General features: G+C 39.7%; 2 protein-coding genes. Both read left to right on the top strand.

The genetic code is table 11. From position 1 onward, the window contains the following. A partial coding sequence (locus ACRCJ0_RS13990; protein WP_431390835.1) for a bifunctional hydroxymethylpyrimidine kinase/phosphomethylpyrimidine kinase occupies positions 1 to 260 on the top strand: 260 nt, incomplete at its 5' end. A gap of 538 nt (positions 261 to 798) precedes the next feature. Beyond that, the coding region (locus ACRCJ0_RS13995) for an SLC13 family permease (protein ID WP_431390836.1) at positions 799 to 1448 on the top strand (650 nt) is incomplete at its 3' end.

Below are 1448 nucleotides of genomic sequence, written 5' to 3' on the forward strand. Positions count from 1 at the left end.
TAGTTCTCTTTGAAAACCGGGAACAATTATGGCTGTCTAGTCCACGGGTCAATACAGAAAACACACACGGGACAGGGGATACCTTGTCTGCCGCAATCGCAGCCGAATTGGCTAAAGGAACTGACTTGAAGGACGCCATCATTATCGGCAAGCAGTTTATCCAGGGTGCTATCGCAGACGGAATCGACGTCGGCCATGGACACGGACCAACCAACCACTGGGCAGACTTGTCAGATGAAGTATTAGTCGAAAGTGAATAATAAGAACGAAAGAGACCCACACTAGTGTAAAATATATTTTTACGAAAGTGTGGGTCTTTATTATATTTTATGGGTTTTCTGCTTGTTAATTCTTCGATTTACGTACTTTAATATCATAGACTGTATCTATGATTAGGAAAGTAATCACCAAGATGGGCGCAATTGTTTTCCAGAAGTTGTCTTGAGTAACTATAGCCGAAATTAAAATAATGGTTACAATGATTCTGAAGACCACATTCCATATTGGTCTATTGGTAATGCGACTAAGTTTCTTGAGTAAATTCAACAAAATAACTTCCTTTCTAAATAGCGCGAACTTGTAACCGTCCGATTAAGTCATAATCTACCACAACAAAATAGTACTTTCAAATTATGAAATTGGCTAAAAAGTACTTAATAGGGAGTACCTAAGGTTATTAATTGGTCAAGTGCACAAAAATGTCTGTTTATGCCCCTATAGTAAAACGCTTTCTTCTGTTCTAATATATACCCATGTAAGCGCAATCAAAATGTGCATAAATATATATAGAGGAGTGACATAATGGAAATGGTAATTCCATGGTATTCAGCAATCATCGGACTAGCTTTAGCTATTGTATTGATATTAATGAAGTTAAACCCAACATATGCCTTGATTTTTGGTGCAGTAGTTGGCTGTTTAGTAGGAGGTGCTGACTTAGTTCAGACCTTGAACGTTCTTATTTCAGGGACACAAAGTGTAATGGGGACAGTTATTAGAATTTTATCAGCAGGTGTTTTTGCGGGGGTAATGATGGAGTCTGGCGCAGCAGAAACAATCGCTAATTTTATTGTGCGGAAAATGCCGGGTACTTTTTCACTGTTTGCCTTGGCATTGGCGACAATGGTTATTACTGGTGTGGGTGTTTTTATTCCAGTAGCCGTTTTAATCGTGGCGCCGATTGCTTTATCGGTTGCAGCGGAGAATGGTTATTCAAAGATTGCGATCCTAATTGCCTTGTCAGGTGGCGGAAAGGCCGGCAATATCATCTCACCTAACCCTAATACGATTGCGGCAGCAGAAGGATTCGGGATTTCAACTATTCAAGCCATGGTGGGTGGTTTAATCCCAGCGCTTTTTGGTTTATTGGTAACAGTTTTAGTGGCGAATGCGATTAAATCAAAATATACTAAAGTGACGATGCACGAAAAAGAAAGTCAAGCTGATGA

Source organism: Aerococcus sp. L_32 (assembly GCF_050689315.1).